Raw genomic sequence first — 8,531 nt, 5'->3', positions numbered from 1 at the left:
GGGGTCGAGGCCGAGGGCTTCGGGGACGGCGAGGTCTTCCCTGACGGCTTGTCGGCCTTCTTCGAGCCGTCGGCGCCGTCCACGGCGTCCGTGCCGTCGGAGGGGCTGTCGGACGGCGTGGCGTCGCCGGACGGGTCCGCCGACGCGTCGCCGGACGGCTTCGCGCTCCCGGTCGGGTCGTCGGCGGGCACGGAACCCGGGTCCACCCCGGGCAGCGTCCCGTCCACGGCGAGACCGGAGATGACCGCACAGCTGGGCCAGGCCTTCGGGCCCCGGTCGGCCAGCACCTTCTCGGCCACCGCTATCTGCTGCGCCCGGCTGGCGAGGTCGGCGCGCTCCGCGTACGCCGCACCGCCGTACGCCTTCCACGTCTCCTGCGAGAACTGGAGGCCGCCGTAGAAGTCGTTGCCGAGGTCGGCGCTCCACATGCCGCCGCTCTCGCACTCGGCCACCCGGTCCCAGGTCGTGGCGTCGGCCGCGTGCGCACCGGACGCGCCGAGCAGCGGGATGGCGATGGCCGAGCCGGTCACGCCCGCGGCGACGACGATGGCGGGTGCCTGACGGGGGCGACGGTGTCTGCCGTTCGCGGAGCCCATGGGGTTGCCTTCCGGGTAGCTGACGTGTGACTGGTGAGTCGAACGGTGAACCTAGCCGGGTTCGAACGGGAGTCACAAGTCGATGCAGCGCAGATCACGTGAAAGTCACAGAGTTGACAGTGTGTCATTTTCCGTGTGGGCGGACCCCGGGGTGAACTCCACGGGAAGCGTGCGAAGTCCGCGCATGATGAGCCCGCCACGCCACCGCAAATCGGCAGGTTCCACCGCAAGTCGCAGGTCCGGAAGGCGATTCAGCAGGGTGGCCAGCGCGGTCTGTCCCTCCAGCCGGGCGAGCGGCGCTCCCAGGCAGTAGTGGATGCCGTGCCCGTATCCGAGGTGCTGATTGTCACGCCGTGCGAGGTCGAGCGTGTCGGGGTCCTCGAAGCGCTCCGGGTCGCGGTCGGCCGCGGCGAGCACCACGAGCACGGGATCCCCGGCGGCGATGCCCTGTCCGCCGAGCGTCAGCGGCTCGGTGGCGAACCGCCAGGTGGCCAGCTCCACCGGGCCGTCGTAGCGCAGCAGTTCCTCGATGCCGGTCTCCAGCAGCCCGCTCTCCCCCGCGTCCAGGGAGAGCTGGAGCCGTTCGCGCTGACCGGGGTCGCGCAGCAGCGCGTAGACGCCGTTCCCGATCAGGTTGACCGTCGTCTCGAATCCGGCGAACAGCAGGATGAAGGCCATGGCGGCGGCCTCGTTCTCGGTGAGGTGCTCGCCGTGGTCGCCGGCCCGGATCAGCCCGGAGATCAGGTCGTCGCCCGGGTTCTCCCGCTTGCGGTGGATCAGCTCGGCCAGATAGCCGCGCATCTTCTTCACCGACCTGGCCACCCCGCCGCGCGGACCGCCGCCGTGGCGGATCATCATGCCCGCCCAGTCCCGGAAGTCGTCCTGGTCCTCGCGCGGAACGCCCAGCAGGTCGCAGATCGCGTAGATGGGGAGCGGGAAGGCGAAGTCGTGGATGAGGTCCGCCTTCCCCTCCGTGATGAAACGGTCGATGAGGCGGTCCGTCAGTTCCTGTACGCGCGGTGCGAACTCGGCGACCCGGCGCGGGGTGAACGCCTTGGAGACGAGGCGGCGCAGCCGGGTGTGGTCCGGCGGGTCGATGTTCAGCAGATGCGTCATCAGCTCCGCCTTGCGCTCGCCCGGGATGCCCGTCTTCCCCTTGGCCTGCGCGGGCCCGGCGTGGTGCGCCGGGTTCTTGGAGAGCCGGGTGTCGGCGAGTGCCTGCCGGGCGTCCGTGTACCGGGTCACCAGCCATGCCTCGACGCCGCTGGGCAGCGTGGTCCGGTGCACGGGGCTGTGCTCGCGCAGCCAGGCGTACGCCGGGTACGGGTCGGTGGCGAACTCCCAGGTGAAGAGTTCGGGGGCGCCGGCGGGGCAGACGGCGGGCTGATCGGCGGGGCTGTGGTTCACCCCCCGACGTTATCCGCCGCCCTCGGGCGCCGGGCATCGCCCTCCGGCGTCACCCGTTGCCCTCCGCCGCCCTGATGGCGTCCCGGTAGGCGCGGCCCGCGGCCCGCAGCGCGGCTTCGGGGTCGATGCCGTCCCGCTCGGCGCGTACGGCGAGGGCGAGCAGCTCGTAACCGATGCCGTCGCCGGTGGGCAGTGGCACGTCGAGGTCCGCGGTACGGGCCCGGCCGGCCAGCTTCGCCGCCAGCGCCAGACCGGGCTGGCCGAGCGGCACCCCGTCGGTGACCGAGTCGCGCTGCTTCTCGATGGCCTTGGTGCGCAGCCAGTGCGCGTGCACGTCCTCCGGGGTCTCGGCGCTCTCGTCGCCGAAGACGTGCGGGTGGCGGTGGATCAGCTTCTCGACGAGGGTCGCGGCCACGTCGTCCACGGAGAACGGCTCCTGCTCGTCCTCCTCGGCGATCCTGGCGTGGAAGACGACCTGGAGGAGGACGTCGCCGAGTTCCTCGCGCAGCTCGTCGCGGTCGCCGTCCTCGATCGCCTCGACGAGTTCGTACGCCTCCTCGATGGCGTACTTCGCGAGGCCCTTGTGGGTCTTCTGCGAGGTCCACGGGCATTCGAGCCTGATCCGGTCCATGACCTGGACCAGATCCAGGAGCCGGGCGCCCGGCAGGTCGTACGAGCCGGGCAGCAGCTCCAGGTCCGGCATCCGCACCCGGCCGGAACCGGCGAGCCGGGCGAGCCCGTCGGTCAGCGGCTGGTTCCCCTCGCCGCCGGTGACCACGACGACGCTCCGGCCGCCCGCGCAGGAATCGACGAGCTCCTGCGCGGTGGGCGCGGAGTGCTCGACGGTGACGCCCGCCTCGCGCAGGTACGGCAGCTGCGGGTGGTCCGGCTCGGCGCAGAGCACCCGGTCCGCGGCGTGCAGCGTCTGCCAGGCGGGCCAGGACAGGAGTCCGGGCGCGACGCGGTGGCTGGCGGTGAGCAGAACGATACGGCCGGGGTCTTCAGCGTTCACCGTTCGAATCTACCCCGGTCGCACCGGTCGCCCTGCCGCGGCCGGTCAGGCCCCGGCCTCGGCTTCCGCGCCGGCCGGCCTGGTGACCCGGTTGAGCCAGGGGGCCTTGTAGTCGGCGAGCTGGGTCTGCTTGTCGTCCCAGCTGCCGTAGCGCGGATTGACGTCGACCCGCAGGGCCTTCGACGCCTTGCCGAGCGCCTCGCCGACGGCCTGCTGACCCGCGGGCTGCTGGAGGTCGGCGCCGAGCGCCTGGGCCAGCTTGGTCAGCTGGACCTGCTCGCGCAGGACGGCGTCGATCTGGTCGGGGGCGACCCAGCTCTGCTGGAGCATCGCCGTGCGCAGCCGCTCCTCGCCGCCGGACTGGGCGGTCGCCGCCCTGCGCATCTGCTGGATCTCGTTGCGGCTGACGGACACGCCCGCGTCCCGGGCGGCCCGGTCCAGGACCCGGTCGAAGATCAGGCCGTGCAGCTTGGCCCGGCTGAGCTGGCCGGACTTGTCGATGAGCTGGGCGGCGTCCTTCGAATCGCGCTGCGCCTCGCGCACGGCTGCCACCTGGCCCTGCAGCGTGGATACCTCGATCCGGTCCCCGCCGACGACGGCCGCGGCGCCCGGGTGGGCCTCGCTGCCGCAGGCGGTCAGGAGTGGGGCGCCGGCGAGCAGGGCGGCGGAGACGGTGAGCGCGGTGCGACGGCGGCGGTGCAAAGGAGCCTCCCGGGGAGAGTTTGTGCATCAGTGCACAAGACCTTGCGGTGATCGATGTTAGGCAGTGGACACGGCTGGGGCCACCGATTCGACCAACGATTCGGGAGGAGTTGGGGATGTGGGCCCTGCCGGGCCGTCCCGGCGGGGCTCAGGGCACGCGTTCGGCCGCCGGGGCCGGGGGGTCCGGCCGGAGCATGATCGTGCGCGAGACGACGAAGGTGATCGGGATCGCCGCCGCGGCCGCGACCAGCGGCGCGTACCGGCTGCTGAACCCGGCGAGGTCGACCAGCAGATAGACGCCGCCGGTCGTGATGACGAAGTTGGCGGCGTTGGTGAGCGGGAAGAGCAGGAACTTCCGCCAGGTGGGCCGGGTCCGGTAGGTGAACCAGGAGTTCAGGAAGAAGGACCCGATCATGCTCAGCACGAAGGCGATCACATGGGCGGCGATGTAGGGCAGCCACATCAGCAGGACGAGGTAACAGCCGTAGTACGTGCCGGTGTTCACCACTCCCACGAGGGCGAATCGGGCCATCTGTGCGGTGACCGTCATCGGCGTACGAACTCCTGGGGTTCCCGTATCTGTCGCGACGCCTCGGTGTTCGTGGCCTTGACCAGGAAGTGCGGGCGCCGCTTCACCTCGTAGTAGATGCGGCCGACGTACTCCCCGACCACCGCGACCATCACCATCTGGACCCCGGCGAGTGCCGTGACCACCACGATGAGGGTGACGTAGCCGGGGGTGTCCACCCCCTGTACCAGGGCGACGCCGACGATCCACGCAGCATAGGCGAAGGCCACCGACAGCAGCAGCATGCCGAGGTAGAGCGCGGCACGCAGCGGTTTGTTGTTGAAGGACAGCAGCCCGTCGAGACCGTAATTGAGCAGCTTTCCGAAGGTCCAGGCGGAACTTCCCTGTTCACGCACGGCATTCTCGTAGGAGAAGGTCGTGGTGCGGAATCCCACCCAGGCGAAAAGGCCCTTGGAGAACCGGTTGTATTCGGTGAGTGCCAGTACCGCGTCGACGGTGCGGCGGGAGAGCAGCCGGAAGTCACCGACGCCGTCGACCAGTTCCACGTCCACCAGGCGGTTGATCAGCCAGTAGTAGGCGCGGGCGCTGAGCGTGCGGGTGACCCGGTCGCCCTTGCGGGTGCGGCGGGCGATCACCTGGTCGTGGCCCCGCGCGTGTTCCTCCAGCATCCGGCCCACGAGCTCGGGCGGGTGCTGGAGGTCGGCGTCCATGATGACGACGGCGTCGCCCTCGGCGTGCCGGAGGCCGGCCAGCATGGCGGCCTCCTTGCCGAAGTTGCGGCTGAAGGAGACATAGCGGACCCGCGGGTCGGCCGCGGCCAGCTCCTGGAGGATCACCAGGGTCCGGTCCGCACTGCCGTCGTCGACGAAGACCAGCTGGAATTCATGTCCCAGCCCGGCCATTTCGTCCGTGACGCGTTCATGGAAGCGTTCGAGGATCTCTTCCTCGTTGAAACAAGGCACCACCAGCGAGATCAGCACGGAAGTACATCAGCCCGGCCAGATGTCGGAACTCGATGCAGCACGTGACCGGTGGGCGTCCATTGCGTGAACTGACCCAATTCGACACGGGGTTGAACGTTCGAAGCTGGCATATTCCTGCGTATGCCGACTTCCCGCCCCCGCCTGTGCGCGGGCTCGCTCGCCGCGCTGCTCACCGTCGCAGCGGTCTGCGCGGGTGACGCCGTCGCGCGGGTCTTCCCGTTCGGGCCCCACACGCGCAGCGTCAACGACCTGGGCAATCAGTTCGTGCCGTTCCACGCCCGGCTGTGGGACCTGCTGCACGGCAACGCGGACGGCGGGCTGCTGCTCAACTGGTCCTCCGGGTACGGGACGAGCTTCCTGCCGGATCTCGGCACCTATCTGACCAGCCCGTTCGCGCTGCTCGTCGGAGTGTTCCCGCGTGACCGGATCGATCTCGCGGTCTATGTGGTGACGGTCCTGAAGATGGCGTCGGCCGCGGCGCTGATGACGCTGTTCCTGCTGACGGTCCGCGGCGGGCGCTGGTGGGCGGCCGGGACGCTCGGTGCCTCGTACGCGCTGTGCGGCTGGTCGGTCGCCGAGGCCTCGTACAACCCGATGTGGCTGGACGGGCTGGTCGCGCTGCCGCTGCTCTGCCTGGTCGCGGAGTGGGCGCGTACGGGACGGCACCGGATCGCCGGGCCGCTGCTCGTCGCGGTGGTGTGGGCGGCGAACTTCTACACGGCGTACATGGCGACGCTCGGTGCCGCCCTGGTGCTGGCCGTCCGGTTCTTCACCGAGCGGGACGACCGGCGGGCGGTGGTCCGGGGGCTGGTGCGGGCCGTCTGCACGGTCGGGGTGGGGATCGGGCTCTCGGCACCCGTGCTGCTCCCCGTCTACCTGGGGACCAAGCACGCCTACCCGGGCTGGGACCGCCCGTTCGCGCCCGCCGCCTGGTCCGATGTGCTCGCCCGGCTGCTGCCCGCCACGTACAGCTTCTTCACCCCGGCCCTCTTCCTCGGCACCGGCACCCTGCTGCTGCTCTGCGCACTGGCCTTCCAGCGGTCGGTGCCGGGGCGCGAGCGGTGGACGTGGGTGGGGCTGGTCGCGGGTGTCGCGCTGTCGTTGCAGTGGGAGCCGACGCATCTGCTGTGGCACGCCTTCACCACGCCCAACGGCAGCCCGTACCGGCAGACGTTCGTGCTGTCCGGGCTGGTGGTGATCGCCGCCTGGGTCTCGGTCTCGTACGGCCGGCCGGAGCGGCGGGCGCTGATCGGCGGGAGCGCGGTCCTGGTGCTGCTGGCGGCCGGGGCGGGCTTCAGCGACCTGGTCACCGGGTGGACGTATCCGCTGTTCGGGCTGGGGCTGGTGGCCTCGGCCTGCGCTCTGGTGCTGGTCGGGCGGGGCCGCAGGCTCGCGGCGCTGGCCGCCGTGCTGCTGATCGGCGCACAGGCCGGGCAGGCCGCCGCCGGCACCGCGTACTTCGACCGGGAGCGGCTGAACCGGCTCGACGACTACGCGCCCTGGGGCGAACGGCAGCGGACCCAGGCGGCCGTGGTGGCGGGCGCCGACGGCTGGCCGGGCTATCGCACGGACCCCGGCCGGGAGCAGACCACCGCCAACGATCCGCTGCTGGTGGGCGGGCAGGGCGGCCAGTACTACAGCAGCCACACGCCCGCCGTGCTGACCCGCACGATGCGTGCGCTCGGCGGCGGGTGGACGTCCAACGGCCGCGCCGTGCAGAGCCTCGACAACCCGGTCACGGACGCGGTCTTCTCGGTCGGCGCGCGGGTGCGCGGGCCGCGCGATCCGCACCAGGGGGCGAACCTGCCGGACGACCGGCCGGTGACGGTGAGCCGTGCCGGGACGCCGCCGCTGGTGACGGTGCGCGGTCCGGGCGGGCCGGTGCCATACGGCCGTTCGCCGTTCCGGAACCAGGAGCAGCTGCTCGGCTCGCGGGTCTACACGGTCCCGCCGACGGCGCTGAGCGCGGCGGACGGCGGCGCGGTGAGCGACAAGGGGGCGTACGACTACCGGGTGGGGCGCGGCACGTACACGCTGACCGCCGCCTGCCCGGCGGGCACCGAGGCCTATCTGTTCTCGCCCGACATGTTCGGCTGGGCACGGCTGGGCGAGGGCCCGGAGGTCGAGTTCAAGGGGCAGCTGCCGGCCAGACGGGCCGCGATGCACCGCCTGGGCAAGGTCGGCGGGACCGGGAGCGTGCGGGTCACGCTGACCCCGGTGCGCGCCGGGGCCGTGCCGCACCGGGCGGTCGGCTGTCTGGACCGGGCCCGGCTGGACTCGGCGGTCGCCGGGCTGAAGCGCACCGGCGCGAGCGCCGTGCACGTCACCGACCACGGCGTACGGGCCGAGCTGCCGCCCGGCACCACCGGAACGGTCGTGCTCGCGGCGCCCCGGATCGCGGGCTGGAGCTGCCAGGGCCGTCCCGCCGACAGCTATCTGGGCCTGGTCGCCACCCCGGCACCGGCCCGGGGCGGGGCCGTCGACTGCACGTTCCGGCCCCCGGGGCTGCGGGCGGGCGCGGTGGCCGGGGCGGGCGCGCTCGTGGTGCTGGTGCTCGGCGGGCTGGTCCTCGGGTACCGGCGGCGGAGGCCGGGGGCCGGGCTGCCCGGGCCCGACCGGCCGCGACAGCACGCCGGGGCGCCGGAGACCGTGCGGGTCTGACCGGGGGCGGTCCGGCCGTCAGCCGCCCCGCACCTCCACCTGGCGGTCGAGCCTGCGGCGCAGCTCCACCGGCAGCGGGTGGTGCGGCCCGTAGGCCCGCTCGGCGTCGTACAGCAGCGCCTGGAGCTGGACCCGCGCGGTCACGTGGTCGCCGAGCGCGAGGAGCAGGTGCGCGATGCGGTTGCGGATCTCGAAGGAGCGGGCCGGGTCGCCGCCCGTGGCGCGGTGGTTCTCGAAGTACGGGAGGACCTCGCGGTATCCGGCGAGCGCGGCGGCCGGTTCGCCGAGCTGTTCCAGGCACTGGGCGGCGTCGTGGCGGAACTGGAGGGTCTGCGGGTCGGCCGGGCCCGCCTCCGCCGCGCGGTCGTCGGCGAGCCGGCGCAGCTCGGGCAGGGCGCGGCGGTACTGGCCGTCGTCCATCAGCGTCGCCGCGTACTGCTTGCGCAGGATGCGGACCACGGCGGAGTCCTCGCCGTGCTGTTCGGCGGCGACCGGGAGGATCGAGCCGAGGATGTCCACGGCCTGGGTGATCCGGCCCTCGCCGAGCAGTTTCTTGACGTCGTCGACGGCGGCGGCCACGTCGGGCCGGGCGGGCGCGGGCCGGCCCGGCGGCGGGGACGGGGGCTGCGGCCGGGCCGGCC

At 72.5% G+C, this 8,531-nt stretch carries 7 protein-coding genes and 1 pseudogene; 1 reads left to right on the top strand and 7 read right to left on the bottom strand.

The window, feature by feature from the left end:
* The 6 genes from AADR41_RS39845 to AADR41_RS39820 all read right to left on the bottom strand — a co-directional run.
* Positions 1-596, bottom strand: a 596-nt coding sequence (locus AADR41_RS39845; RefSeq protein WP_342287170.1) for a transglycosylase family protein, incomplete at its 3' end; no start/stop codon positions are given.
* A gap of 105 nt (positions 597-701) precedes the next feature.
* Positions 702-2,003, bottom strand: coding sequence for a cytochrome P450 family protein (locus AADR41_RS39840; RefSeq protein WP_342287168.1), 1,302 nt, complete (start codon positions 2,001-2,003; stop codon positions 702-704).
* 49 nt (positions 2,004-2,052) lie between these two features.
* Positions 2,053-3,015 carry a nucleoside triphosphate pyrophosphohydrolase gene (locus AADR41_RS39835; protein WP_342287166.1) on the bottom strand — a complete coding sequence of 321 codons (963 nt, stop codon included), beginning with the start codon at positions 3,013-3,015 and terminating at the stop codon, positions 2,053-2,055.
* Positions 3,016-3,060: 45 nt separating this feature from the next.
* Entirely contained in the window at positions 3,061-3,717 is a 657-nt protein-coding gene (locus AADR41_RS39830; RefSeq protein WP_342287165.1) for a SurA N-terminal domain-containing protein, read from the bottom strand.
* Between the two features lie 148 nt (positions 3,718-3,865).
* Entirely contained in the window at positions 3,866-4,267 is a 402-nt protein-coding gene (locus tag AADR41_RS39825) for a GtrA family protein (protein ID WP_342287163.1), read from the bottom strand.
* A complete protein-coding gene (locus tag AADR41_RS39820) occupies positions 4,264-5,226 on the bottom strand; it encodes a glycosyltransferase family 2 protein (protein ID WP_342287161.1) in 963 nt (320 codons plus the stop codon). Before AADR41_RS39820 ends, AADR41_RS39825 begins: the two co-directional genes overlap by 4 nt.
* 123 nt (positions 5,227-5,349) lie before the next feature.
* Between AADR41_RS39820 and AADR41_RS39815 the strand changes: the two genes are divergently transcribed.
* Complete coding sequence (locus tag AADR41_RS39815; protein ID WP_342287160.1) at positions 5,350-7,890, top strand: YfhO family protein; 2,541 nt, start codon at positions 5,350-5,352, stop codon at positions 7,888-7,890.
* Between the two features lie 18 nt (positions 7,891-7,908).
* On the opposite strand, the pseudogene AADR41_RS39810 reads toward AADR41_RS39815, so the two are convergent.
* Positions 7,909-8,531, bottom strand: a pseudogene (locus AADR41_RS39810) (serine/threonine protein kinase); the annotation flags it as partial.

The organism is Streptomyces sp. CLV115, from assembly GCF_038448545.1.
GTDB lineage: Bacteria > Actinomycetota > Actinomycetes > Streptomycetales > Streptomycetaceae > Streptomyces > Streptomyces sanglieri.
The sequence above is the reverse complement of the archived record's forward strand: the minus strand, read 5'-3'. Positions and strand labels throughout refer to the sequence as shown.

Excerpts from the sequence above, each read along its gene's own strand:
- AADR41_RS39825 (WP_342287163.1), bottom strand. The coding sequence starts at position 4,267 with ATGACGGTCACCGCACAGATGGCCCGATTCGCCCTCGTGGGAGTGGTG.
- AADR41_RS39815 (WP_342287160.1), top strand. The coding sequence starts at position 5,350 with ATGCCGACTTCCCGCCCCCGCCTGTGCGCGGGCTCGCTCGCCGCGCTG.